Origin of the sequence: Arthrobacter sp. 2MCAF14, from assembly GCF_052115645.1 — a bacterium.
Classification (GTDB): domain Bacteria; phylum Actinomycetota; class Actinomycetes; order Actinomycetales; family Micrococcaceae; genus Arthrobacter.
The window spans coordinates 167,379-192,237 of record NZ_JBFRHB010000002.1 but is presented as its reverse complement, the minus strand read 5'-3'; the positions used below and the strand labels follow the sequence as shown (position 1 = coordinate 192,237).

General features: G+C 60.9%; 24 protein-coding genes and 1 pseudogene. 9 read left to right on the top strand and 16 right to left on the bottom strand.

Features of this window, described 5'->3' with window-relative positions; genetic code table 11:
• Positions 1-38: 38 nt before the first annotated feature.
• A complete protein-coding gene (locus tag AB4074_RS02775; RefSeq protein ID WP_441411977.1) occupies positions 39-290 on the top strand; it encodes a hypothetical protein in 252 nt (83 codons plus the stop codon).
• A 292-nt stretch (positions 291-582) separates the two neighbouring features.
• On the opposite strand, the gene AB4074_RS02770 is transcribed toward AB4074_RS02775, so the two are convergent.
• The 7 genes from AB4074_RS02770 to AB4074_RS02740 form a co-directional block, all read right to left on the bottom strand.
• On the bottom strand, positions 583-957 hold the full coding sequence (locus AB4074_RS02770) for a hypothetical protein (RefSeq protein ID WP_441411976.1): 375 nt from the start codon (positions 955-957) through the stop codon (positions 583-585).
• 505 nt (positions 958-1,462) lie between these two features.
• On the bottom strand, positions 1,463-3,094 hold the full coding sequence (locus AB4074_RS02765; RefSeq protein ID WP_441411975.1) for a hypothetical protein: 1,632 nt from the start codon (positions 3,092-3,094) through the stop codon (positions 1,463-1,465).
• Between the two features lie 1,127 nt (positions 3,095-4,221).
• Complete coding sequence (locus AB4074_RS02760) at positions 4,222-4,416, bottom strand: hypothetical protein (RefSeq protein ID WP_441411974.1); 195 nt, start codon at positions 4,414-4,416, stop codon at positions 4,222-4,224.
• A gap of 498 nt (positions 4,417-4,914) precedes the next feature.
• Positions 4,915-5,214 carry a hypothetical protein gene (locus AB4074_RS02755; RefSeq protein ID WP_441411973.1) on the bottom strand — a complete coding sequence of 100 codons (300 nt, stop codon included), beginning with the start codon at positions 5,212-5,214 and terminating at the stop codon, positions 4,915-4,917.
• Between the two features lie 131 nt (positions 5,215-5,345).
• Positions 5,346-5,819 (bottom strand): DUF805 domain-containing protein, encoded by a 474-nt coding sequence (locus tag AB4074_RS02750; protein ID WP_441411972.1) that lies wholly within the window; start codon positions 5,817-5,819, stop codon positions 5,346-5,348.
• Positions 5,820-5,980: 161 nt separating this feature from the next.
• Positions 5,981-6,691, bottom strand: coding sequence for an SOS response-associated peptidase (locus tag AB4074_RS02745; protein WP_441411971.1), 711 nt, complete (start codon positions 6,689-6,691; stop codon positions 5,981-5,983).
• 475 nt (positions 6,692-7,166) lie between these two features.
• Positions 7,167-7,313 carry a hypothetical protein gene (locus tag AB4074_RS02740; RefSeq protein ID WP_441411970.1) on the bottom strand — a complete coding sequence of 49 codons (147 nt, stop codon included), beginning with the start codon at positions 7,311-7,313 and terminating at the stop codon, positions 7,167-7,169.
• Positions 7,314-7,339: 26 nt separating this feature from the next.
• Here AB4074_RS02740 and AB4074_RS02735 point away from each other — a divergent pair, with 26 nt between their 5' ends.
• Together AB4074_RS02735 and AB4074_RS02730 are read left to right on the top strand one after the other, a co-directional pair.
• Positions 7,340-7,852 carry a hypothetical protein gene (locus tag AB4074_RS02735; RefSeq protein WP_441411969.1) on the top strand — a complete coding sequence of 171 codons (513 nt, stop codon included), beginning with the start codon at positions 7,340-7,342 and terminating at the stop codon, positions 7,850-7,852.
• Between the two features lie 862 nt (positions 7,853-8,714).
• A complete protein-coding gene (locus AB4074_RS02730) occupies positions 8,715-9,086 on the top strand; it encodes a hypothetical protein (protein ID WP_441411968.1) in 372 nt (123 codons plus the stop codon).
• A gap of 204 nt (positions 9,087-9,290) precedes the next feature.
• On the opposite strand, the gene AB4074_RS02725 is transcribed toward AB4074_RS02730, so the two are convergent.
• Positions 9,291-9,950: a hypothetical protein gene (locus AB4074_RS02725; protein ID WP_441412145.1), complete on the bottom strand. Its 660-nt coding sequence runs from the start codon at positions 9,948-9,950 to the stop codon at positions 9,291-9,293.
• Between AB4074_RS02725 and AB4074_RS02720 the strand changes: the two are divergent.
• The 3 genes and pseudogenes from AB4074_RS02720 to AB4074_RS02710 form a co-directional block, all read left to right on the top strand.
• A pseudogene (locus AB4074_RS02720) lies at positions 9,868-10,173 on the top strand (glycogen debranching N-terminal domain-containing protein); the annotation flags it as partial. The gene AB4074_RS02725 and the pseudogene AB4074_RS02720 overlap by 83 nt on opposite strands.
• Positions 10,174-10,325: 152 nt before the next feature.
• Positions 10,326-10,616, top strand: coding sequence for a hypothetical protein (locus tag AB4074_RS02715; protein ID WP_441411967.1), 291 nt, complete (start codon positions 10,326-10,328; stop codon positions 10,614-10,616).
• A gap of 31 nt (positions 10,617-10,647) precedes the next feature.
• Positions 10,648-10,809, top strand: coding sequence for a hypothetical protein (locus AB4074_RS02710; RefSeq protein ID WP_441411966.1), 162 nt, complete (start codon positions 10,648-10,650; stop codon positions 10,807-10,809).
• Between the two features lie 62 nt (positions 10,810-10,871).
• On the opposite strand, the gene AB4074_RS02705 is transcribed toward AB4074_RS02710, so the two are convergent.
• Positions 10,872-11,102: a hypothetical protein gene (locus AB4074_RS02705; protein ID WP_441411965.1), complete on the bottom strand. Its 231-nt coding sequence runs from the start codon at positions 11,100-11,102 to the stop codon at positions 10,872-10,874.
• A 389-nt stretch (positions 11,103-11,491) separates the two neighbouring features.
• The gene (locus AB4074_RS02700) at positions 11,492-11,827 is read right to left on the bottom strand and encodes a hypothetical protein (RefSeq protein WP_441411964.1); all 336 of its coding nucleotides are present in this window, start codon (positions 11,825-11,827) and stop codon (positions 11,492-11,494) included.
• 108 nt (positions 11,828-11,935) lie between these two features.
• On the opposite strand from AB4074_RS02700, the gene AB4074_RS02695 reads away from it, so the two are divergent.
• From AB4074_RS02695 to AB4074_RS02685, 3 genes are all read left to right on the top strand, one after another.
• Positions 11,936-12,763, top strand: a complete 828-nt coding sequence (locus AB4074_RS02695; RefSeq protein ID WP_441411963.1) for a hypothetical protein — start codon at positions 11,936-11,938, stop codon at positions 12,761-12,763.
• Positions 12,764-12,912: 149 nt separating this feature from the next.
• Complete coding sequence (locus AB4074_RS02690; protein WP_441411962.1) at positions 12,913-13,050, top strand: hypothetical protein; 138 nt, start codon at positions 12,913-12,915, stop codon at positions 13,048-13,050.
• A 560-nt stretch (positions 13,051-13,610) separates the two neighbouring features.
• Positions 13,611-15,767, top strand: a complete 2,157-nt coding sequence (locus AB4074_RS02685; protein WP_441411961.1) for an amylo-alpha-1,6-glucosidase — start codon at positions 13,611-13,613, stop codon at positions 15,765-15,767.
• Between the two features lie 626 nt (positions 15,768-16,393).
• On the opposite strand, the gene AB4074_RS02680 is transcribed toward AB4074_RS02685, so the two are convergent.
• From AB4074_RS02680 to AB4074_RS02655, 6 genes are all read right to left on the bottom strand, one after another.
• The gene (locus AB4074_RS02680; RefSeq protein WP_441411960.1) at positions 16,394-17,131 is read right to left on the bottom strand and encodes an MBL fold metallo-hydrolase; all 738 of its coding nucleotides are present in this window, start codon (positions 17,129-17,131) and stop codon (positions 16,394-16,396) included.
• A gap of 95 nt (positions 17,132-17,226) precedes the next feature.
• Positions 17,227-19,512, bottom strand: coding sequence for a hydantoinase B/oxoprolinase family protein (locus AB4074_RS02675; protein ID WP_441411959.1), 2,286 nt, complete (start codon positions 19,510-19,512; stop codon positions 17,227-17,229).
• Between the two features lie 59 nt (positions 19,513-19,571).
• Entirely contained in the window at positions 19,572-21,683 is a 2,112-nt protein-coding gene (locus tag AB4074_RS02670; protein WP_441411958.1) for a hydantoinase/oxoprolinase family protein, read from the bottom strand.
• A gap of 130 nt (positions 21,684-21,813) precedes the next feature.
• Positions 21,814-22,500: a class II aldolase/adducin family protein gene (locus tag AB4074_RS02665; protein ID WP_441411957.1), complete on the bottom strand. Its 687-nt coding sequence runs from the start codon at positions 22,498-22,500 to the stop codon at positions 21,814-21,816.
• 16 nt (positions 22,501-22,516) lie between these two features.
• On the bottom strand, positions 22,517-23,278 hold the full coding sequence (locus AB4074_RS02660; protein WP_441411956.1) for an SDR family NAD(P)-dependent oxidoreductase: 762 nt from the start codon (positions 23,276-23,278) through the stop codon (positions 22,517-22,519).
• Between the two features lie 36 nt (positions 23,279-23,314).
• Positions 23,315-24,796, bottom strand: coding sequence for an aldehyde dehydrogenase family protein (locus tag AB4074_RS02655; protein ID WP_441411955.1), 1,482 nt, complete (start codon positions 24,794-24,796; stop codon positions 23,315-23,317).
• Between the last annotated feature and the right edge of the window lie 63 nt (positions 24,797-24,859).

The following is a 24,859-nucleotide window of genomic DNA, read 5'->3' as shown; positions in this document are numbered from 1 at the left end:
TCACCCAAATTCACCTGCAAGGATGTCCGGTCGCCGAGGTGGACGAAGATGCTGCCCTCATCCTTGGCAAGGAAGGAGACGGAAACAACTTCAGCGGCGCCTTTCACTTCTGCTCCGCCAAGCCGCCCCAGACCAACGGCAGCCCGTTCGCGGAAGTCCTGCACGGATGGCTCGGATCCTCGAACAACCTCCCCTCTTACGCCAGCGGGAAGGCCCGGGTCGTTGCCGGTCCGTTCCACGGCGAAGATGACCACCGCTGGGGAGATGTACCTAGTCCGCCGCTGCCGTGACAACACGCCGGGAACCTACTTCAACATCTAACAGCTCGAACTTCCTTCCCCGCCAACCCGGGGGTGTTCCTTTACGCAGATCAGGTGTCCGCCGGCCAGCCCCGGCCCGGGTGCCTTTTTGCCCAGGAACCAACACACAGGGATATAGGGGCCATCCTGAGCGCGTCGTCGAAGCGCTCTGCGACACACATAGCGCAGAGATCATCACCGGCGCCGCCGGTCCACGTCAGTGCCGAGGATCAATCGGATTCGTCGCCGGAACCGTCCCAGTTGTTATCCCCTCGACTGCGGATCACCCGTCGTAGGCGTCTTCCAGCAGGGCCTTGGCCGCGGCCGCTGTTTCCTGAAAACGGTCCTCGCGGATCGCCTTGATGGGCGAGTCGTATCCGAGTCGCGGATTGACGGAAAGGGCCCATGCCTGGGCGGCTTTCCTCCCCTGGGAACTTTCGATCTCATGCAGGACATTCTGGGCGAAGCGGAGACGCCGCTGGACGGGCTGGGCCGGCTCCAGATCACCACGCACCCACTGGCGGACCTGGTCCAGATCCTGGACGCCGGCGAGGGCGGCCACGAGCCTGGACGCGAGGACATCACTGAGTTCTTGGACGACCTCAGGCGTTTCCATGAAGGCCGATTCATACCTCGGGCCCTCTGGTGTAGTCGACATTTCGGGTCTCCTCTCGAAGTTCCCAGCGTATGCCTGAATGCCGGCTCCAGTCCTGCCGATCCATCAGCCGGGCGGACCCCGACTGGCCACCGGCGCCGTCGTCACCGTGGCGGCTCCCGGTCCGGGCCGTTTGCCCTGTGCACTCTTGGGGTCCCCTTGGGCGGAGGGGAGGCGTCCCGCGTACGGATCCGTCACTAGCCAGATCCGTAGTTGTGTCTACCGTCAGGCCCTGGAAGGGGGCACAGGCGCCCTTGGACTATGTGGTCCGGGCACTCGCTCGTCCGGAGCTTCCGGGCCCTTACAGAGGCTCCTGGCAGAACGGCGCCTTTCGCTGGAGAGCCCGCCTTCGTGCAGCAATAGTGTCCCCTTCTAGCTCTTTTCTGGAGGTGGATAGCCACAACAATCCCGGAGCCCGTCCGGCAGAGGACGGCGGCGGCGGCAGAGAGGGCCCGCACCGGGAATCGGTACGGGCCCTCTGAGAGACGCTGTGCAGGATTGGCGTCGCCTAGGCTGCCAGGGTTACATCCTCTTTGCCGGGCAGGATCAGGTCCACAACCTGGCGGGCCTTGGAAACCTCGTAGCCACGCCGGCGGAGTCGCGAAAATAGTTCCTTGGCGAAGGCAGCCCGGTCGGCTTCGGCCAGTTCCTTCTCGGCCATGGTGGCCATGGCGGCGCCCATCCATTCGCTCTTCGCGGCCGGTGCTTCCGTGGCCAGGGGAATGGCCTCGTCTGTACCCAACAGCGGCTGTGCGTGGGACATCACCCGATCGACCATCAGGGATATAGCGTCGCCCTTGAAGCCACGCAGTTTCAGGCGCCTGGTGAGCTCGAACTTCAGGGCCTTGCGCCGCTCCTCAGTGAGAGGATCACGGGCGATCACCTTGGACGCCTCGGCCAGCCACCACTCGAGCTTTGCTTGTGCTGCTTCCCTGGCGGTTTCACTCTTCACCGCGGTGGCCTCGGACGGGTACCACTCGACCGGACCAAAGATCGCATCGAGTGCCGGACGGGCTTCATCACGTACCTGGCGGACCCTTCGCAGCTCCTCCTTACGGGCTTCGGCGTTGGCCTCGTACTCGGCCTTGGCGGCGGCGGCAGCCTCGTAGGCTCCAGTGCTTTCGGCGCAGGCATCCAGGGCCGCATTGAGCCGGTCGGAGAGGTCACTTTCCGCAAGAGTGGCGTCCCCTTGTGTGGCCGGGTTCAGCAGGTCCAGGCCGGCCTTGGTCAGGACCTTCCTGGCAGGTGCGATGGACCGTGCCGGAAGGCCCAGCTGAACCGGGTCAACACCGGCCGCGGAGGCCAGTGCCAGGAGCCAGGATTTGAAGCTCAGCGGGGCGGTCCCGTTCCCGTAGGTCCACGCCGGGTGAACCACGGCCCGGGTCAGCAGGGCTGTCAGCCTGTCGCTCTCGGTCGGCTCGCCGTCCCATCCGGCCAGTGTGCCGATGGCCTCATACTGACCCGGGAAGATGACCTGACCCTGCTCGTCCTTGACCCGCGCGGTGACCCGCTTCTGGGCCGGCGTCAGGTACCAGCTGATCTTGAACCGGCCTGCCGAGTCGGCTCGCGTGACGCCCACTGGCTGGACCCAGTCCAGCGCCACCAGATCGATCATTGCTGCCCTGGCGGTCTGGCGGGTGACGCCCATGCGGAGCCCCAAGAAGGAATGGCTGATCATGACCGTGTTCCAGCCTTTGTCGCTGTCGATCGACTTCAGCTGCTCGTTGCAGAGCACGGCCAGCGCCGCCCGCGCACGGATCTGCTTCGCCGGCGTCAGGACCGGTGCCCCGTCAGCGCCGACCCGGACCGGGGTCAAGATTCGGCCCAGGGTGAGACGCGCCGCGGAAATGCGGTTTTCCGCCGCCGCTTGAGGAGAAGAATTAAGAACCACTGCGCGGGCGCGATCGAGTAGACGTCGGAGTGCAGGACGATTCGAAAGCAGTGAGGAAAGACCGGGATGAGTTCCAGTGTGCTTCTTCAGAAAGGTGAGCAGTTCGGATTGGCTTATACCTTCCGAGAAGGCCCGCGTGGCCAAGGACAGGACGAACACCTGAGGGGTGACGGTCGAGGATGAAAGGGACGCTGCAGTCATGACCAGGACATCGATCGGAGAGGCAGTAGGGGAATATGGCGTGGTCATGACAGAAATATTAACACCTCTATAAAGCGCTTGAGCGTAGCGACAAGCGCTTTGACAAGAGCTGTAAATATTCGCGTTGGAATTAGCCGCCGTGTTTATGACCCGTCTGCCGACGTCAGCAGTGAGATGGACGCGGTAGGGAAGGGCGGCAAAGGCCTTGATGGTTCTCCGAGGCCGGAAAGCTCGAAGGGCATTTGGAGGCCTGGACTGCAGCAAGCGGGGTAGCTGATCGGTGCAGTTCTTTCAGCAGACTCTTCGTTTTCTGTTCGTTCTTCTGTTCGGTTAGCTTCACGGCTGAACGCCTTCTCCGGGCTTCGCCCTCCGCCGGCTTATCAGGGGCGGTCTGGAAAGCAAGACGTCAGACGATGAGATAGCTGACCGGGTAAAGCTGGCTTCTTGATGACCAATTAGATTCCCTATCTGTTAACTCTTAGATTCCTATTCGTTGACTGTTCGACTGACTTCTTGTTGTTCTTCTTGTTGACTCTTAGGTTCGCCTTCGGCTCACTCCCCCGGAGATTTTTCAACCGGCCCTGGTCCTCTCCCCTCGCGAGGCCCGACCGAGCGAGTCTGCACCTATTCCGGACCGGGTCACTCTGCAGGGTCACGGCCCTGTCTGGACCGGGTCATAGGCCGGCGGCGCAAGGCATTCTGGACCGGCTCACGGGCTTGTCCGAACCGGGCCGCCAGGGCATCCCGGACCGGGTCACGGCGACATGCTGGACCGGCTCACCAGGGCGGCTCACGGGCCTATCTGAACCGGCTCACCAAGGCATCCCGGACCGGGTCACGGCGACACGCTGGACCGGCTCACCAGGGCGGCTCACGGGCCTATCTGAACCGGCTCACCAAGGCATCCCGGACCGGGTCACGGCGACACGCTGGACCGGCTCACCAGGGCGGCTCACGGGCCTATCTGAACCGGCTCACAAAGGCCCATCCGGACCGGGTCGCTCCGAACGGTAACGGCCCAACATGAACCGGGTCATAGACTCTTCCGAAGGTGCAGTATTACGTGCCGTGGGCGGGAGGCTCGCCCTGGCTCATCGAGCGGTCTGTCGGACGGCCACGGGACGGGTTGACGCGGTGAGTCGTCGACGAGGACGGCCTCCGACGGGCATCAGCGTTCACTGCCTATCTGCCCACCGATCGTGAGCCGACTGTCGACGGACATCGACCGCGCGGCCGATGTCCGGCCAGGACGCTCCGGCGGCTTTGGCAGCCGCGACGGTCTTGTCCAGGCGGTGCCCCTCGTGGGCACATTCGCGCGCTGCCATCTTCACACCGGCCACAGCTTCAAAGGGTGCGATGTGGCCTTCCATTCATCGTGGATAGCATCTTCGACCTGTATGTCTAGGAAGACTTGCGCGACACGCCAGCGGTGACTACGTTCGGCGGCGCACATATGTGTCCATGTACGATGATTTTGTTCCTGGTCAAGGGGACAACAAAGGGCCGATCCGTAAGGACTGGTTCATTGCAAGACAAAGGGAGCCTGTGAAGGACTACCAACGATTTACGATCTGACCGCCGGCAAGCAGTCAATCCAGATCGTGAGTCTAAAGCTTCGAAGGCCCGCACCAAGTGCGGGCCTTCTTCTTTTAAGAGGCGAACTGACCCTGGCGTCGGATGTCGCTCAGGTCAATCTCCTAAAGGTGTGCAGACACCTGGTTCGGGGTATCACACGTGATTCGAACGGTGGTGAGTAGAAGGCTCTTTGCGGTCGTGTTGACTTCCATTTGCTCCGCTTGGCATGCGTGCCACCACGCCGGTGGCACCTGGTATCCCATCAGGACTCACCCAATTCTCGATGAACCGTTTCACCGCTTTCTCGGGTCGATGGTCCGGCGCCGCACCCGCGATGCTTCCACCCAGACTTCTTTGCGGCCTTCGTAGTAGTCCATCGGCCAAGGCACTGAAACCAGCACGTGCGCCCGGGTCCACCCGTATGCGAAGGCTGGTACCTCGTGGCTTTGCCCGTTGTTGTAATCCAGCATCACGAACACAGGCAGCGGCTCATTGGGCCTCGTCGCGCCCTCTACGGCCACAGGATCCACCGCCGGCACCACAGGCACGGGCCTATGCGCATGCGGCGGCTGCCAGAACTTCTTTTCCTCCACAGCCAGAGTCTGCCACCGCGGACAGACAACGAGCACAGGAATGAGAATTGATGGGTTCGGGCAAACCGGGAAACGCTGAAGGGCCACCAGCATCACACCGGTGGCCCTTCAGGTTGTTCTAAGGCGTGGACTTAGGCGGGGACGTCGAACCGCTGGCCCTCGGGCTTGGGCGGAAGGATCGTGAAGATGAGCAGGGCCAGTCCGCCGAGGAACGGGACGAGGCCGATGAGGATCATCCAGCCGCTGAAGTTTGCATCGTGGAGGCGGCGGACAGTGAGGGCCAAGGAAGGGACGATGACGGCCAGGCCCCAGATGACCAAGAGGATCACGCCGACGATCATGCCCGGACCCGGAACCATGGCGCCGGTGTCGCTGACGGTGGCGCCTGCGGAGCCGGCCACGGACATGATGATGTTCAGTGCGATGCCGATGACTGCGGAGATGAGGGTCCACCACCAGTATTCGCTGCGGCTGGCACGGCCGGTGAAGGTGGCGTACTTCTTGAAGAACCGGCGTGCGGCCTCGCCGATGTGTGCGCCGTAGTACGGGGCCCACAGCGGGACGGCACTGCCAAACTGGGTGGTCTGTTGCTGCTGCTGCGACAAATGGATCTCCTAAATAGGCGAGCAAGCCATCCATCAAGTTGTACTTCAGATGAAATTTCGGTACGGCGTGTCGGAACTAGCGATCACCCTCAGTTGTGGTCCTTCGCGGGCTTGGCAGGTAGGAAATCCGACACCTGAGACAGTGAGCACAGGTAGCAGGGTCAGGCGGCTGGTTGGATAAGCTCGGGGCCGTTGTTCCGCACGTAGTTGACCTTGTCGCTCACCACGCGGGGCACAAGATGCGGTTCGGGCATCGAGTCGAGTAGGGCCCGGACGTCGGCCTCTGACGTCGTTTCGGGGTCAAGCCAGTCCGAGAACATCTCGGGCGGCACGATTAGCGGCGTGCGGTCATGGATGTGGCCCACCGCGTCGGAGGCCGCCGTCGTGATAATCGTGGCCGTCCGCAACCACTTCTCAGGGTGCCCGTCCGGCAACGCCGGATCCGGCCAATTCTCAAACAATGCCGCGAAAGCCATGGTCTGGTCATCGGCATCATGCAGGTAGGTCGGAATTTTTCCGCCGCCGGGTTTCTTCTCCCACTCGTAGTAGCCGTCGCCAACGAGCAACCCGCGCCTTGCCGACGCGGCCTTCCGGAAGGAGGGCTTTTCGGTGACGGTTTCCATTCTGGCGTTGATGAGTCGCGCGCCGCCCTTTGGGTCTTTCGCCCACGACGGCACGAGTCCCCATCGCGCCGTTACCAGCTTCCTCGTCACCGGCTCGTCGTCCCCGGAGCTCCGGTCCAGGATCAACGGGACCGTGTCAGTTGGGGCCACGTTGTAGGAGGGTTGAAGGTCATCGACGTAGGACTCTTTGACGCTGAAGGCGGCCATCAGGTCGGCAACCGATTTCGAAACAACGTAGCGTCCGCACATGACTTCATCATGCCGCAGGATCCCGGTGGTGTCAGGACACGGCCTCGTGAATGCTTGTCGGCCAGAGCCGCCGGGTGGACCTTGGATAGTGGAACCATCGGAGCCTCGGGCTTCTGGCCGAGCACAGCGGAAGCGGTGCGTCTGTTGCGGCCGGTTTATGGCCGGCAGTAAACGTAAGGATGCTGTGTACTGCTCGCCCACGTGCCGGGACCAGGAGTACCGGCGCCGACGTCGCACCGCCGCCGTGAACCTTGTTGAGTTGGAATGGCTTCTCTCCCCAGGAGCGGGTGGTGCGCCTCGGTGTGCCGAATGCGGCCGTATGTTCACACTGGACGTGCGTCGGGTATCGCGGTCAGATCGTCGCTACTGTTCCGGCGCTTGCCGGACACACTCATGGAGAGCCCGCCAAGCGTCGGCGCAAGCCGTCACAAAGTCGGGGACTGTGACAACTCGCGCCGACGGCTAATCCGGTTTCTTAGGAATTGGTCCTGATCGCAACCATGCGGCTGCCCTCGGGCACCTGCGCTCTGGCCGCTGCCAAAGCTTGTTCATAGGTCGCGGCCGTCCCGGTGACATGGCTGAAGCTGCCGTCCGGCGCTTCAATGGTGCAGGTAACTTCCACCCGGACGTCCTCCTACTATCGATTGCATGACGGTTCAAAAACTCGCGTACACGTTCGAGGAAGCGGCTGAGCAGTCGGGCTACTCCGAACGCACGATCCGCTATCAAGTCAAGGCTTGCAATCTCGTCGCCCGATATGCCAACAGTAAGGGCGTCATCCGGCACGAGGATCTTGCCGAGTGGCTTGACTCGCTTCCGGCGGAACCACCCGGCGGGCGGGGTTCTGTGAGCAGAGAACCCGGGGCAACTGACTTGCCGTGGGCAAAAGAAGACCCGGGACCTGCGGAGGATGCAACAACCAAGCCGCTCACGGCACCGAAGGCGCTCTTCCGCACCCCTGAGCAGGTCGCTCCCGATCTGGGTATGAGTGCGACCGCTCTCCGGCGATACTGCAGAGTCTCAGGCATCAACACGCGACTCGGCAAGAACCGAATGATGCTCCACGCGGACGATGTCGAGCGCCTGGTGGTGTGGATACGAGAAAACCCAGACAAGCCAAGTGTGTGGTTGACCGATCCAGAGAATGACCCCTTCAGGTAGACCCCCAGTCCGCAGAAAGTCCGCAAGAGGTCCGCAATGGGTCAGTTTCCGCCCATCGCGGCCAACCCTGAAAAGCGGAATCTAGCGGCTGTCAGCATCGATCAATACCGCCCAACCAGTTGCGGGCAGTTCGTGAACTTCCACAGCTAAGACTTTGCTGCTGCACAGGTCGTCATCCAGAAGTACGACGACGGCGCGTAGCTCCTTGAGCGGGCAACGCGCCGTCGTCGTTAATGCGGTTGTCGTTAATGGGACCAGGCGCGTCAAGCCGGGCAACTTTTTGGGATGGAGGTCCGGCGAGTCGCCCCCGTCGCTGACATGCTCCGAACGTTTGAATTTGCTCGCTACGTAAGAGGGCCGAATAGAAGGGCGCGCGTTAGCCGCGGGCACCCTATGCGCAAGTGGGGCGACTGTAGGTCGCCGGCGCCCGTTTAAGCCCCTCTAAGCGCCGCTACGGGGCCACGGAGGTACGGGCCGGGAACGGGCCGGAGATCGCCTCCTGTAGACGCGTGGCGCGTGGCGCGTGGCGCGTATGCGCAGGCGTTTCAGCCGGGAACCCGCGCTCAGTTCACCTGGACCGAGGTTCCCGCGGTCGCTTATGCCGTCGCTCTTTCACCCGCGCGAGCCCCAGCGTACCGTCGGCACTCTCACGAGGAGGCCGGATGCAGCCGTAGAATTTGACCCCGGAGTGGTCGCCATACTTCGAGTACCTGGCTTCGTCTGCGGCAGCCTTACTAGGGCTTGCGTTCGTCGCCCTTCAAGTCAGCCATCGTCGTCTCGCAAGGAATCCGATATACCGCTCGGAGGCGCGCACGTCGCTGACGGAACTGGCTGCCGCCCTGTTCTTACCTTGATCTACTTAATGCCTGCGCACAGTTGGTTCTGGGCTGGTGCCGTGGCCGGCGCAATGGGTTTCATGGCTCTCGTGTGGCACGGAGTCGATTACAGGACGTACCTGCGCAAGAACCAAAAGGACACGGCCGCGGAAAGAAGCATTCACCGTTTTCAGTGGTGGCTGACGTTGGGCGTCTTCATCGTCACCTTCGGTGGTCTGCAGATTCCAGTCGATGAGCTGAGGGCCGCCCTCGTGCTGTGGCTGGTGTTCTCCGGCTTGGCCGAAACGTGGTGGATGTTTTTTGGCCACAACCAAAACCCACATGCACTAACACCAACGACGCCGAACGTTGAAGCCCACGATCGTAAGCCCATCACCCCGCACACAGACATCCGGTAAATAAGTCCTGGAGCCGGTCCCAAGCCGAGACAGCCGCCTCGTCTTGCCCGCCAGGGGACACCACTCGTGCAAGCAATCCTCGGATCTCCTCATGCCGGCTCAGGTACCGTCGAGACGCAGGGTTAGGTCCACCAGCCGGGCATTCTTGGACCGGCCGTGCCGTGAGTGTCCCTCACGGCCGGGGAACCGGCAACTGCTCAGGAATCAGCTGAAGTCGACCGTGGAGTACAACGCGTTGCCGCCGAAGGTGCTGCGGCGAACTTGCAGGCCAACGGTCTTCAAGCCCCGTTCGAGCACGGCGGCGAAGAGCTCCGACTCCTCTTCGCGGTAGCGCCCGCCCACAACCCCCACGACCTCGCCTTTGACGTCGAAGGTCAGGACGGGAACACCTTTGTATTTCCCCGACGTCTCGGCGCTGACACTGATGTTGGCGTTGCCCAAGTATTCATCGGTGCCGCCCGCCAGGCGTTCCAGCGTCTCCTGCACGGTGCCCTGACCCTTGAGGCGGACCTGAACGGATTTCGGTTCGGAGAGCTGGATGCCCGCACGGTCCGCCGGGGATGCCTTGCGCCATTGGTCGAGGCGCACGGGGAAGGGAATCATGAGCCGGACGCGTGTCCTGCTGTGCAGCTTCGAGCCAATGACGTTCAGATCCACCGCCCGCTCTTCCATGGTTATCCCGCTAGCGGCGAAGACGGTGCCGGCCGGGCCTATCTGCAGAAGGACCTTCAGTAGCGCACGTTCCTGCTGCTCGTCCATGCTGAGATTGCCGATGCGCAGCCCCTCCCAGAGGACCTGCTCGCCCCAGGCTTGGGCAGCCACTACGCCCATCCACCTGGTGATGAGCCTGATGCGGTATGACACGCACGTTTCCCTCGGTGGTCTGTGGATGGACCCCGCACTGCCTGAAACCTTTGGCGATCTGCACATCACGAACGCGCCTCTGGCTGAGGGCAGGATCACCATCGATATTGCCAATTCCGTCCCCTCCGTTAAAGGACTGCCTCAAGGTATCGAATTACGAAAGGGCCACAGGCCGTGGATGCCAGAACTTGTGGAGCAAGCACGCCTACGCCCGAAGACTTAGTAGGCTTGAACCACAAGCCAAACGGACTGCTGGCCGCGACCGCCGTCGAATTGACAGAGAGCCCGTGCTCCTGACAGCCGTCCAACAATCGTTCACCGGCCAGCGACCACCACAAGCCACGCGCCATCATCCTCTCCCCGTCCACAGACAACGTGGCCGTGGCACTTGCCGACGTCGCCGCTGGCGAGATCATCGAACTCGACAGCACGACCACGCACATCACCGGGCCCATTCCAGCTCGACACAAGTTCACCACCAGTGCCCTGAACGGACACGCCGCTGTCATCAAACAGGTCGAGACCATCGGGCACGCCACCCAAGCCATACGGCCTGGTGCTCATGTCCACATCCACAACGTGAGCAGCGCCAGCCTCCCCGAAGAACGTGACGACACACTTCATGGCTATCCACGAAGTCCGGCAAGCGAGTGGCGGAATCAATAGCCAGAGGTTCCGTCCGTCATTATGAGCCATTATGACAAGCAAGGAACGCATTGAAAGGGACACCATGACCAAGGCCCGCAGCAACGCACAAACAAAGTTCCTCAATCTCCTGGCAACCGTCGTCTGCACGGCCTTCAGCGCCGCGTGGCTCACCATCCCGTTGACCCTGGCCATCGCCTGGGCGCTCCGCTAAACAAGTGACCCCGGTCCGCCTCTGCGGTCCGGGGTCATTTCTTGGTGGCCGTACTCGGTTGCTCAGTGCGCCGGCTCGGTGATGCCGTGGTCCTTGATGAAACGGGCGACGTCCTTCGCGTCGAAGAGGTAGGCGCCACCGATCTTCTCCCGCGGTTCGGGAAAGCCGCACCGGGCATTCTCCCCGTGCGCGATTCGATTCATGCGGCTCCGGGCATTGCCGTAGGTGACATGGACTGCAGCTGCGGTTTCCTGGAGGGTCATGTGGACATAAGCAAGGCTCGTAGTAGTCATCCACCGACCCTACAGGCTAAAACAGATGTGTTGCACATGTTCAGCTTTAACTGCCACTCTGCTTCTTCGCTTTAGCCTCCAGATCACGACGCCTCCGGAAGGCGATGATGTCAGCTTCATCCCAGAGAACCACGTTTCCTAGCTTGCGAGGGAGCGGCTCCGGAAACTTCGACGGAGCACCGCCCCTTCCGGTTCCGTCCTTCCGTCGGCTCCCCCATGAACGGATCGTCCCGCGTGGGTAACCAAGATAGGCGGACACCATTTCTGCATCCATCAGCCCACGGAAGGCATCCGCCTCCCAAGGCAGTGACTCCTCGTCAATCACGACGCTGTCCCAGCTCTTTCCGCGCTCGGGCCGAACGCCTGCCCGCGGTTCACTCGCTTCGTTATCAACCACGCTTCTCTCCTCTATCAAAGGTCTGGGCCCATTCGGGGTTGCCCGCACGAACCTTGTGCCCCGCCAAGGCCGCCCGCAGCCTCACTACGTCATCGACGTCGTAGGCGTAAGCGCCATTGAACAGGAACGGTTCGCCCGGCCGCTCTGGGTCCTTCACGGGTTCAGGCAGTAGCGTCCAGACCGCCTTCGACGGCGGCCGCCCCTGCTCCACCCAAGCCTGGCGCCGGCTTCTCCAGACACGGAATGTCTCCTCCGAAACCGAAATGTACCCGGCGAGGTCTTTCGGCTGCACTAGGCCCCGGAGGCTCCTGGGGGCTTCAGATCTCATATTTCAAGCGTGTCACATCCGCAGTGGATTGTCATGGATGCATTTCAGAAATGTCGTGTAGAATGTAACTAAACCATTACATTTAAACAATCACAGTTTTGGAGCATTATGCCCCCCGCAAAAGCCGCCCGGATCAGCCCGGAGAGCCGTCCCGTCGCCTTCGCGGCCGCAGGCATCGCCGCCGCGATCTACATCGGTGCCTTCGCCGCTAGCTTCTCCGGCCTCGCATCCCTGGCCGTTTTTATGGCGATCCCCGCTGCGCTGCAGTGCGTAGTCCCGGCCGTGATCGACTTGGCGCTGCTCCTCTTCACCCTGGCAACCCTGCTTCACCGGGCCCGTGGGCAGTCCACCTGGATGACCAACGCCGCCACCGCCTTCTGGATCCTGGTCTCTATGGCCGCCAATACTTTCCATGTCCTGGTCGCCACGCCAGCATCCAGCTGGGGCGTGGGCACCTACGCCGGCGCAACGCTGTCAGCGTTGATGCCGCTGGGCGCCCTGGGCGCCAGCTTGGTGCTAGAGAACCTGTTCATCGAAGACCCCGCTCCGGCCGCCATCCCTGTCGTCGCCCCGACGGGCGAGGTCGCTTCGCCGGCAGAGGCCGAAGCAGCAGCACCCTCCCGGGTCATTACCGCAGAACGTCCGGAGCGCACTGCGACCCCCGCCGTACCGGTGCTGGCTGTGGCCGCAGCCGCCGCCCCTCGGAAGGCTGTAGTGGCTGCCGTCTCTGCACCGTCGAAGGTCCACCGCGCGACGGCTGACCCCAAGGCCGCCTGGGCCGCCGCCTCGAAGCCCGAGCAGGTGAGTATCGCGCTGGGCATGAAGGGAAAAATGTCCAACCGCCAGATCGCTGCCGAAATCGGCATCTCGGAATCTACCCTCAAGCGACTCCTCCGCAAGACTCCCCCTTTAGAGCTCCTCGAGGCTACTGCTTAGGACTTCCTATAAAGGAAACTCTCTACTGCCTCTATAGATACGTATCTCCGTTTATCCTAAGGACAAGGAACATCCTGAGTGCCGTAGTCGTACACACACCGCAGACGCTGGTCTCCCGACTCGCCTGGGCTGCCGCCTTCTGCGTCGCCGTGAACCTGATTGCCGTCTTCCTCGGTTTCGCCCCGCCGATCGTCACCATGACCCGGATCTTCTGCGAAGTGGTGCCGACGTTCCTCCAGGGCCTCCAGGAAGCCATCGGCGTCATCCGGACCGCCGCCTCGAAGTAGGTGCGGCTCGGCCGCGGCGATCTCCTCGACAGAGGACGCGTCGCGCCCGCTTAATGACCTGTTCCAATTCGGAGGTGGTGAGCGCGTCATGTGTCCGGCGGGTCCGATCCGCTCCTTGGCGCGTACGAATAATCAGGCTTTGACCGTTACTGGCGTCCTCCGAAGCCTGCCGTCAAAGGCGGCGTCAGGCAGACCGGAAAGTCGCAGCCTAGAAGCCGGGCGCGAGCTATGGCGTCCTGGGTGTGATCTAGGCGGGCGTCGTATAAGGTTTCTGTGGCAATTCAGGCGTAGCCGCGGGAGCTTCCTCGAGGTCATCTGTGACCACAAAGAGGCCGACTTGTCCTTTTGCCTCCAGGTAAGCCACGCGCCCTTGGTATAGCTCTGAACCCTTGGTTCCTCGTGCCGTCGCAAAGAATTGCGAAGGCACCTCGGCCTTCCTGCCTTCCTGCCTTCCTGCCTTCCTGCCTGTACTCTGCTAAGGCGTGCAGGCACCTAGGCGCCGCCTGGCGAAGAGCGTAGATTCAAGTAAGGAACTCGGCATTCGTTCAAAGGAGCCGATGATGGCCGGATGGAATGCCGAAAACTTGGCAGGTTCCACGGGTCCTGGGGCCATAACACTCGTTGAGGGTTCATCCTTCTGTATTTCGCTTTCAAACGGGGACATCCTGCCCCATCATCCTCATGGCGTCTTCTATCGAGACACGAGAATACTTTCGCGTTGGTGTCTTGCCGTGAACGGCGAACCGCTTGAGCCATTAGGTGCTTGGACACCTTCGCCATTTCAGGGAACCTACCTCGGGAGGGCAGCGGGCGACGCCGGCCGTGCAGATAGTACGATGACCGTCGAACGGAAACGGATAGTTGGGGCGGGCATCATCGAGTACATCACCATCCACAACTATTTCCGTGAGCCGATTCGCTGTGAAGTGACGCTCTCGGTGGACGCCGACTTCGCCGATCTGTTTGAAGTCAAAGACGGGCGATTTCATCGACACTGGGAAAAGTTGCGGCTGCACGAACGCGATGAAGTCAGGATCGAGGCCGTCTGGCAGGATGTCCGGAAGGGTGTCACAGTGCATGCGCCAGGCTGCACAGTGGATACCGAGGGAGTTTCCTACCAGATGCTCATCCCTGCCTACGGCGAGTGGAGCGTGCGCTTGGTCGTCGTTCCTTCCGTGGAAGAAGATAACGCCGAAGACATAACACGGCTTCTGCACCCCACCCCGGACTCCCCCTCGCCCCAGGAACTCCGCAAGAAGGCCTGGGTGGAAACTGTCTCTGTTCTCAGCATTGGAAATCAGTCTGTCGAGAAAACCATCCTGCGCAGCCGCGATGACATCGGTGCCCTGCGGATTGTGGACCCGCAGCGGCCAGACCGGATGGTCGTTGCTGCAGGTGCTCCTTGGTTTATGGCGTTGTTCGGTCGCGATTCATTGCTGGCGTCTTTTATGGTGCTGCCCGTTGACGCCTCACTGGCCTTGGGAACGTTGCAGACGCTGGCCGAAAGGCAGGGTTCGGTCGTGGATCCCCGCACCGAGGAACAGCCGGGCAAGATACTCCATGAAGTGCGGTTTGGCGTGAATATGGGTGTCGCACTTGCTGGCAAGTCCGCCTACTATGGCACGGTGGATGCGACTCCGCTCTTCGTCACACTGCTCGGTGAGGTCGCCAGATGGGGTGTAGCTGCTGAGGATGTCGCAATGCTGCTCCCGCATGCGGACCGAGCCCTGGACTGGATCCGAGAATACGGCGACCGCGACGGGGATGGCTTCGTTGAGTATGAGCGTCTGAACCAGCAGGGGCTCGTCAATCAGGGCTGGAAGGATTCTTGGGATGGCATCAATTTTGCTGACGGCCGCACCGCGGAACCTCCGATTGCTTTGTGTGAAGTGCAGGGCTACGTGTACACCGCCTACCTTGCGCGGGCGTGGATAGCCTATGAAGCCGGCGACCTTGCTTTGGCTACTGAGTTGCGGGACTGTGCGCACCGGCTAAAAAGACAGTTCAACGAAGAGTTCTGGCTTCCGGAGCGTGGTTATTTCGCCGTGGCATTGGACCGAGACAAACGTCCGGTAGATGCCTGCGCGTCAAATATGGGGCACTGCCTCTGGTCTGGAATCGTAGCTGAGGACAAGGCGCGCCAGGTTGTTGACCGGCTTATGTCCCCTGAAATGTTCAGCGGCTGGGGCGTGCGCACTTTGGCGTCTGATATGCGTGCCTATAACCCGGTCAGTTATCACAATGGCTCGGTCTGGCCGCATGACAATGCACTAATCGTTGCCGGTCTGATGCGATACGGATTCGTGAAGGAAGCACAGCAACTTGCCTCAGCGCTGATGGAGGCGGCCGAGTACACGGATAACAGATTGCCCGAACTGTTCTGTGGGTTCAGCCGTTCTGATTACCTTTCCCCTCTTCCCTACCCCACGGCGTGCTCTCCTCAGGCTTGGTCCTCGGCGACACCTGTAATGCTGCTTCGAAGCCTTTTGCGTTATGAGGCTGACGTGTCCGAGGGTTCGTTGTGGATGGATCCGGCGCTTCCTGAAAGCTGGGGGACCCTGCATTCAACTAATGCAAATATCGGTGGCGCCCGGCTAAAGCTTGATGTATCGGGGACTCAGGTTGCTGTAGAGGGTTTGCCTGAGGGAATGGTCCTTCGGAAGGGGACTCGGCCCTCGTTGGGCGACCTACTGAAGGGTACCGGAGGAATGCCCTAGATGTTCCAGGTCCGGCCGGCGGAGGTGATGAGCGCCTGGAACCCTATGCACATGCGCTAAGCGTGCCCTGCGCGAATGACCAGTGATCCGTCACTCTCGTAGACCATGATCCGTCCTCGGCCGTGGTGTAAGTCGACCCAGAAAACTGTGGCGTCCTCATTAATTTCGTCAATCTGACCAGGCAATGGGGGTTGGCCAACGCGCTGAACAACCACTTCATCTCCGGCGTTCAAGTAGATCCAATCGTCGTATGTCACGGGTCCAGGCTGGTTGTGGTCATGTGCTGCAGTGATGGACGGGTTCTTAGAAGGCAAGGTCTCGTTCAAGGGTTAGACCGAAGGGAACTTCGCGGGTAACTTCCACGGTGTATCTGTTGTGTTTGTGTCGTGTGACCCGGACTCCCCCACCAGTCCGGCGGTTAATCGCTTCTTTCTCCGCAAGCGCAATCTCCTGGTTTAAGCGAGAAGCCAAGTCGTTGGCGCGCGATACTGTGATCTCACGGCGATACTCGGCCCGTTCGGCTTTCCCACGAAGGTCGGCGCCATGTGCTGCTGACGGCTGTTGTCCTGTGGTGGGCCTGGTTGTTATCCGCGGTCCGCTGACGTCAAGTGCGGCGGCAAATCGGCTCATGCTGCGGGGTCGTCCAGGCTAGCGCTGCGAACAAATTCGCCAGACCTGTTGTACACCACCGGATTCCCCTCTGAAGGACTGATGCTGCTGACTTCGCTTCCCACCAGCTTCGGAATCCAGGACCAGAAGAGCTTCTTGCCATGCTCGCTGAAAAGCGCATCGTGGATAGGAAAAATGGTTGCCGGACTCACAGAACGAACGAACTCGACTGCCTCGGACAGCTTCCCCCAAGGAGAAGAGATGGGAACGGCAAGCACTTGGATATTTTCGGGAGTGTATTCATAGCTGTCCCCCGGATGAAAGAATCTCGGTCCGTCGACAGGACTAAGCACCACACCGATATTCTCCTCACGAGGAAAATCTTCGTGAATGACTGCGTGGAGACCGCCTACTGACGTTACGTCAACGTCACCGATCCGCAACGATTCATCCGGCAGCAGCAAGCGAAAATTCGCTTTGGCCAGAGGACCGAGCCCCGCCGCTGTGGATGCACCGGCGAGCAACACCGCGTCGGTGTTGAGGGCCAATAGATCTTCGAGCCGCTCGGGCGCGACATGGTCGTGGTGCCCGTGGGTGACAATAACGGCATCCAGTCCACTGAGTCCGAAAGCTTCGTCAGAGGAGAAGCTGCCTGGATCGATCAGTATGCGCGCGTCGTTCACGTCGACGAGAACTGCTGCGTGTCCCAGTTTGGTGATTTTCATTGTTTCTTTCAGGGCTTTGGAATTTGTCATGGAGAAAAGGGGCCCGGGCTACTGTGAAGTTCACCCGAGCCCCTTTTGAATGTGTTCCGCTCACTTAGGGCATGAGACGTGCAGCAGTCCTTACATCACTGTGCCTGCATAGCGAGGGCACGCGCCTCCGGGCCCAAAAGTGCGATGGTCCGCGCGTGCTCCGGGTGCTCAACCGGAACAATGCTTGAGAACACTGCAGTCCAGCAGTTCGGGCAGCAGTATTGGCGGAAGACAACTTCTCCGTCCACGTACGTTGCATGGCCAGAAGTGACCTGTGGCCCGGCAGTTCTCGGTGCGCCGTCGAAGGTCCCTAGCCAGAGCTCGTCGTCGGTGGCAGTGTCGGCCAGTTGCACTCCGCAGTGTGCACAGGCGACGAGCACTGAATCGTCGACGCGGACCTCAATCAGGTTGTCGTCGATCCGGCGACCGTGACTGACGTTCAGAATCGGGCGTGTGCTGACTGGTTCGACTGTGGACCGCTGCTTCCGCTCGTCCAGGATCCGTAACCGGAGCGATTGGGTGCGTGCCTGGTCTACGTGTTCCGAGGTTTCGTCGTAGGCGACGCCGTAGATTTCTTCTGCGGCCGTAACGGTCACTTTGCCGGCAATTAGATCAGCTTCGACCGCTTCCGGTGACCGGAGCAGCGGGTCACCATAGCCGCCGCCGCCCTGCCAGTGCATGTAGAGGACCTCGCCCGGTTTGACATCGCTTTGTGCGTAGCATTGGCCGATCTCGATTGCGCCGCCCAACTCGTCAAGTGTTTCAGGAATGACTCCTGCTCTGAGCATGTCGAAGACGTCCACGTTTCGCACGACCAGGTCGAGACCGGTGTTTCCCGGATAGCCGCCGGACAGGCCTGTATTCTGTGAGACGGCTTTGCCGGCCGATGCCAGGACCAGCCCCATTGGAACGCTGGTGCCGTGGGGGGTGAATGCAAGCGACGCGCTGACACCTCCACGCATACGACCGGGACCGCCGGAGTCAGTCTCCTCCCGGCGCCAGAGCACGAGCATCGGATAAAGGAACTCCGACATTTCCGTGTCAGGGATACGTCCCATCGGAATGCAGAAGAGCCCTCCCGTGTCCATGCCGTCAGCCTGCGGGCGAGCCCCATATCCTCCCGCCATGGGCTCCATGAGGATGTTAAGGAACGGTACGGGTACCTCTCCGCGTTCGTCCAGTCCGGCGATGACGGCAGTGTCCCAAGTGCCACAGCAAGCAGCCTGCACGCTCTTGCCCAGATCCACGGAGCGGTCGAGCATCTGCGACAGGCATTCTGCTACGAGTGTTCCGGTTAGCCAGGCCGGACCGATGGGTCCGCGGCTTACGGCAGCCGGGAAAGTGGCGTTGTTGATCGTTCCTTCCTCTGAGACCAGATCGAAACAACGCATCAGGCCGCCCGCGGACCACGGTATGTCGTGGGCCAGGATCGGTAGAAGCGCGATCATGACTCCGCCGCGCATTCCTGCGTAGGTGCAGTTGATCATTCCGGCCTGCGGGTCCGTTCCGGTGAAGTCGAAGGTAAGGTGATCGTCCTTCTTCGTCATGGCCACGGTGATCTTGTGCAGCGACCGATCGCCTTCGTGAGACTGATCCTGATAGCCGGTGGCACGCCACGTGCCATCGGGCAACGATTTCAGCTTGCCGCGAAGCCTGTTCTCGGAATCGGCCATCATGCGCTTCATGACGGCTTTGACGGTGTCGGCGCCGTAGCGCTTAATGACTTCAAGAAGACGTTGCCGGCCTACGTTGTTGGCGCCAACTTGGGCCCTGAGGTCAAGGCCAACGAGCATGGGAACTCGTGAGCGCCTCGTCCACATGTCGGCCATATCGGCCTGCAATTGGCCACCCCGGACAACCTTTACCGGTGGTGTGGGCAGCGCTTCGCTGAAGACGTCCTGAGCAGCCGGCGAAAACGAACCAAGTCCAACACCGCCTAGGTCAGGCTCGTGGCAGATCCCGCTTGTCCAGGCAAAGAGCTTTCCGTCATGGAATACAGGCTGATAGATGATGACGTCGCTTTGATGCAAGCCTCCACCGACCCACGGATCGTTGCAGAGGAACATGTCGCCCTCTTCAATGCCTGGGTTTGTTGCGCGGTTCTGAAGCGTCCAGTAGACCGCGAGGTCGACGGCGCCGACAAGCCCGGTGTTGTAGAGACCGACTTGGACCTCCTGACCGAATTCGTCTCCGATGGCGAAGTCGAAGTCATTGGCGTCGGTCACGATGGGCGATCCAGACATCCTCTTCAGCGCCTCGCCCATCTCCTCTGTGATCGACCAGATGCGGTGGCGGATGACTTCGTAGGTCAGCGGGTCCACCGCGTCGATCTGCTCCTGCGTTACGGAGTGGATGGGAAAACCCTGCGGGAGGGAATTCATAAGCTCATCTGGACTCTTTGGTCGGCTGGAATACACTTCGGAACCGGGGATAGTCATGCTCATAGCTGGGAACCTTTCTGAGTCAGAATGACAAGATTTCCGAGCTTGTCGATCTCGCCGCTCATGCCCTCTGGGACAACTACGGTCGTGGTCGGTACCTCGATGACTGCCGGTCCCGTGATTTGATGGCCGCTTCTGAGTTTTGTGTAGTCGAAGATGGCAGTATCCATGTAGCCGGCGGAGCTGAGGCGCACGGGTCGTGTGGCAATCTGGGCCGCCGACGGATCGGCGGTGTCGGCAGCGTCAATTGGTGGCAGCTCGAGGGAGACGGCGAGTTTGCCTTCAGCCCGGACCCGATACGTGATGGCTTGGATCCCGGCTGCGCTGAATCCCGAACCTTCTCCGTAGAGTTCGGCGTAGCGACGTTCGAACCGCGCAGCCGCCTCTTCCAAACTCTCCGCCGTGATCGCCTGGTCCATAGGGATAGGCAGTTCAGCCAGCTGCATTGAATAGCGCATGTCGGTCTCGCGGTGCAGTTCTACGGACTTGAAGTTGAGCCCCTGCCGTTCGAGGGAGGCCAGTACCTGGTTGCCCAGTTTCTGGAAGTTCCGCTCAACGCTCCTGGCATCGAGGGGAAAGGTGGCCGGATCGGATAGTTCCGCTGTCAACACGACATCTGATGTGGCCAGGCCAAAGGCCGAAAAGGCGGAGGCAACCGGTCCCAGGGGAACGACCGCCTGCTGTACGCCCAGTTCCGCGGCGTATGCTGCACAGTTCGCGGGGCCTGCGCCGCCGAAGGCGTAGAGGATGAAGTCTCGGGGGTCATGCCCTGCTTCAACAACTGTCTTGCGAAGCAGGTCACCTGTCTGCGCATTCTGCACTTGATAGATGGCCGCGGCCGCATCTTCAACGCTCATACCCAAGGGCTCTGCGATGCGTGTGCGGATCGCTTCACGGGCACGCTGGATGTTCAGAGATTTCTTGCCCCCAAGCAAGCCACGTTCGGGGAGGATTCCCAAAACCAGGTTTGCGTCGGTGTTGGTCGGCTCCGTTCCGCCTTGGTCGTAGCATGCCGGCCCAGGTACTGCCTGTGCGCTTTTGGGTCCAACCTGGAGGTTTCCGCCCTTGTCGATCCAAGCGATGGCACCTCCGCCGGAACCGATCGCGTGCACTTCAAGCGTCGGGACGTTGATGGGGTGGTGATTGATGACCGTAGTGGACGACCGAACCGGTTCGCCATCCACAACGAGTCCTACAAGGAAGGTCGTCCCTCCCACGTCGGTTGTGACGATGTTTGGGTGTCCCAGCTGAGCTCCTAGTGCCACCGAACCTACTACTCCACCGGTGAGCACAGACCCTACAGTACTGATTGCATTTGCAGGGGCCTCTTCAGCGACAATGGCACCGCCGTTGCTCTGCATCACCAGAAGCGGGCCCTTGAGTCCCTCTTCACGAAGTGCATTCTCCAGGTTTCCAAGGTAGTGCTTGAGCCCTGGGCCAATCTGGGTGCTCATGATGGTGGTTGCGTTTCGGGCAAATTCCCGGATCCTTGGACTGACCTCAGATGAGATTGAGACAAACATCTCCGGGGCGATTTCGTGGATGATGTCGCGGATTCGTCGCTCGTGGGTAGGGTTGCGGAATGACCACAGCAGCGAGACTGCGATCCCTGAGACGTTCTGATCGATAAGATCGCGAACGGTCATCCGGACGTCGTCCTCGTCCAGCGGGACAATGATGTTTCCGTCACGGTCTACGCGCTCGGTGACCTCGTGGGCATGGCGCTTTGGGATCAGACCATGGGATTTTGATTGGGTCACAACGCTTTGCAGCTGCTCTGGTGAGCCGCCAAGGTACCGGCCTTCAACGTTCATGATGTAGATGGAATCGCGGTGACCGCGTGTGGTGATGAAACCAACTGGCGGGACGTTGCCCATAACAAGTGCGTTCAACGACGACGTCGTGCCATGCGCGATATGTTGTGTATTGGCCAGCACCTGCCGCACCGTCAGGCCCATCTGTTCCGCCAGGACGCCGATAACGTCCAGAACGCCTTCAGAGTAATCTGGCGGTGTGGATGGTGCTTTCGCTCCGACGATGTTTCCTTCATCGTCGGCCAAAACAGCGTCGGTAAAAGTGCCCCCAACGTCGATTCCAATGATGTATCCCACTTATACGCTCCTTTGCGTGACAATTCTGGGAAGCCAGTGATGTGTATCACTCCGGCTTATATATTCAAGCTACTCTTGCTGTCTTGGTCCGCCCACGGGTTTCTCCGTTGCAGAAAACCGGGGACAACACCTACTTCAGCTGGCGCACCAGGTAGTCCCAAACGTTGCTTATGGCGGTCTCGTTGTAGATCCGTTCGCGCTTTGCCAGCGACTCCTCGGGCGCGGACCAGGCCGGCACGCCGCCGTAGCCCAGCGTCACGAGCTGCTGTTCGGCTGCCCGTTCCAACAAAATTGCCGCGACAGTTGCTGACTGAAGATCCGGGCCTACCGCGACGATCCCGTGATTGACGAGAAAGACAGCCCGGGCGCCTCCAAGGGTTTCCGCGAGGGCCACCCCGAGTTGCTGTGTAAAGATGAGATCGGCGGTCAGGGTGAATCTCGGGACCGATGGCGGGACGAAAAAGTTCGCCGCGTGACTGACCGGCACCAGTTCCTGACCTGCCGCGGCTAAAGCGACAGCATGCGGGGAATGCGTGTGGACAACCCCTCCAACATCTGGACGGGCCGCGTAAATCTCAGTATGGATGGGGTACTCAAGGTGACGGCGCCCCTCCCCTTCGACGACGGCACCTTCCCTGTCCACAAGGTGGACGCGATCTGGAGTGACTTCTTGGAGGCCCCAGCCACTGGCCTTGATCCACGCTCCACGTCCTTCCGGATCACGGGCTGAAGCATGCCCCCAGATGAAATCGCCTTGGTCAGCTCCGCCAAGGATCCGGGAAGAAAGCGAGACGAGTTCCCTAATGTCGGTGTTCATGATTCCCGTTCCTGAGTCATCGGTGAAGAAGGCCGCCATTGACGCTTATGGTCTGGCCGGTGATGTAGCCACTGTCATCGGAGAGCAGAAAGGCGGCCAGGCTCGTCATGTCGTCCGGTCCTGCTGTCCGGGGCAGTGCCTGACGGGCAAGCATGGCTTCCTTTTGCTCCGGTGTGACTGTGCCGCGGTCGACCTCGGTGTAGACGGGGCCAGGGGAGAGGGTGTTAACGCGGATATTCCATTGCCCGAGTTCCTTGGCCATGGAATAGCTCATCCCCGCGACGGCGCCCTTGCTGGCCACGTAGTGGGTGTACCCGGTGCGGCCCAGCTGGACAGCGTCGGAACCGATGTTCACGACGCTTGCCTTGCCGGAAGCTTTTAAGCCTGCCAGCAGTGCTGAGGTCAACAGCCAGGGGCCCTTGACGTTGACCGCCATGAGGGTGTCCCATTCTGCTTCGGGGATCTCCCAGAAGGGCCTCATAGTTATGGTGGAGAAGATTGCGGCATTGTTAATAAGCCCGTCTACTCGACCATATTCGCCAATCGCTTTCCGGGCCAGATCGGCGCACGAAGAGGCCGAGGAGACGTCGGCCTCCACCGGCAAAACCTTGCCCTTGTGCGATAGCGATTCCGCCAGAGCAGCCACGCCTTGGAAGTTCCTGTCGGCGGCGATGACAGTACTGCCCTCATTCGCCAGCCTTTGGACGTAGGCGGCGCCGATACCTTGCCCTGCCCCTGTGACGACAATGACCTTTCGGTCCAGTCCGAGATAACTCACGATTCTCCTCGTTGAGATGATGATGAGCCCGAAGGCTCAGTAGGCGATGTTGATCGTCTTGAGTTCGGTGTAGCTGAGCAGTTCTTCAATGCTCTCTTCGCGGCCGAACCCTGACGCTTTGACTCCCCCATAGGGGACGTTGGGGAAGTGTTTGGCGGAGTCGTTGATCCAGGTGAATCCCGCTTCAATTTCCCGGACCACCCGCAGTGCGCGGTTCAGGTCAGCAGTCCATACGCTCGCGGTGAGTCCATACGGGGAGTCATTGGCGATCTCCACTGCCTCTTCTTCGGTCTCAAAGGTAAGGACCGACAGCACCGGCCCAAAGATCTCCTCCTGGGCGACAGTGTCGCCGGGCTTCACATTCGTCAGCACCGTCGGGGCGATAAAAAGACCTTCTGCAAAGGCTTCTCCGTCCGGACGGCCGCCGCCTGCGACAACAGTCGCCCCTTCCTTCCGTGCCGTCTCGATGTAGCCCATGACGGAATTGAACTGCTTCTCGTTGATCACCGTGCCCTGATCCGTTCCGGGGTCGAGGGGATCTCCGAGGCGGTGCGCTTTGAGCTTGTCAGCGATTTTGGCGACAACCTGCTCATGGACACTGCTATGAATGAGCAGCCGCGAGTTGGATCCGCATGACTGACCCGACCAGGCGAAGTTCATGCCGTTGATGGCGCCTTCGGCGGCCTTGTCCAGGTCGGCGTCAGGGAAGACAACCATGGCGTTCTTCCCTCCCAGTTCAAGGGAAACCTCCTTGACACCGGATTCGGCGGCCGCTTTCTGGATGGCTAGTCCGGTCTCTTCCGAGCCGATGAAGCCGATTCTCCGGACCAGTGGGTGGCGCACGAGTGTATCTGCGACGGTTCGTCCCTGACCTGTCACGACCTGGAAGACTCCAGGAGGGAAGACATCCTGAAGTAGCTCCCCGAGTCGAAGTGCTGACAGCGGCGCGGTTTCTGGGGGCTTGAGGATGGTGGGGTTTCCGGCCAGGATTGGCGCGAAAACCTTGCCCGCGAACATGAGCGGGTGGTTGAAGGGCACGATTCTGACGACGACGCCCACCGGCTCCCTCACAGTCAGGTGAAGGCCGGTGCTGGCAGGAATGGTGTCACCTTTCATCTCAAGCGCTAGGCCGGCGAACAGACGCGCATGGGCGAGGGTCAGCCGGACGTCCATCCGCGAGTTCTGCAACGCAGAGCCACCATCAACTGAGTCCAGATAAGCGAGTTCCTCACCGTGGGCTTCAATGATGTCCGCGGCCTTGAGAAGTGCAGCGGCACGCTCCGGAACCGTCGTTAAGCGCCACATCCGCCGCGCAGCGTAGGCTGCTTCCGCCGCCGTGTCTGCGTCCGCCTTCGAACCGTTGGGGACCTGGGTAATGGTGTCCCTGGTGAAGGGACTGATTCTCTCGTAGACCTTCGAACCTTCCGCATCCCGAAGTTCGCCACCGAGCAACAGCTTCCATTGGCGCTCTCGCAGGTTGGTCTGGAACGGGGTGCGTTCTTCAATTTGATTCAGCATGATTTGTCCTGTCCTGTATGCCCTTCATGGTGTACGTCGGTGAACTGGCTTCGCTGCCTCCAC